This window comes from Xinfangfangia pollutisoli (assembly GCF_020179405.1).
GTDB lineage: Bacteria > Pseudomonadota > Alphaproteobacteria > Rhodobacterales > Rhodobacteraceae > Pseudogemmobacter > Pseudogemmobacter pollutisoli.
Window position 1 is genome coordinate 1 of the sequence record NZ_JAICBZ010000188.1, and the last position, 509, is coordinate 509.

The following is a 509-nucleotide window of genomic DNA, read 5'->3' on the forward strand; positions in this document are numbered from 1 at the left end:
GCGGGCGACGCCGGTTCGGGCGCGGCCTGCGTCGGCGGCTCTGACGGCTCGGGCGCGGCATCGGGCAGGGGCGCGACGCCTTCGGAAGCCGCAGCTTCGGAAGCCACCGCTTCCGGGGCAGCAGCTTCGGCCAGCGCCTCCAGCGTTTCGCGCTTGAACGGCGTCTCGAAGCGCGAGGTGACAAGCCCCATGTCATCCACCTGATCAGCCCGCAGCGTGTAGACGCCGGGCGCGATCTCGCCCAGCGTGGTCAGCCATTTGCCGCTTTTCGGCACCGGCACGTCCTGCAGCAGCGCATTGTCCAGATAAAGCCGGATCACCGCCCCCGGCGCGCCCGCGCCGCCCAGCTGCACCGCGCCGGTTTCGGTATAGGTGATGGTTTCCAGCGTCACCGGGGCGATCTGGCCGGGCTCGGGCGCAGGCGCGGGCGCTGCCGGATCCTGCAGCACGACCGCACCCTCTTCGGTCAGCATCAGCGCCGCCGGCGGCTCGGCCGCAGGGGCGGCGGG

Annotated in this window: 1 pseudogene; it reads right to left on the reverse strand. The window is 72.7% G+C overall.

The window, feature by feature from the left end:
* Nucleotides 1-509: pseudogene (locus K1Y73_RS21960) on the reverse strand (LysM peptidoglycan-binding domain-containing protein); the annotation flags it as partial.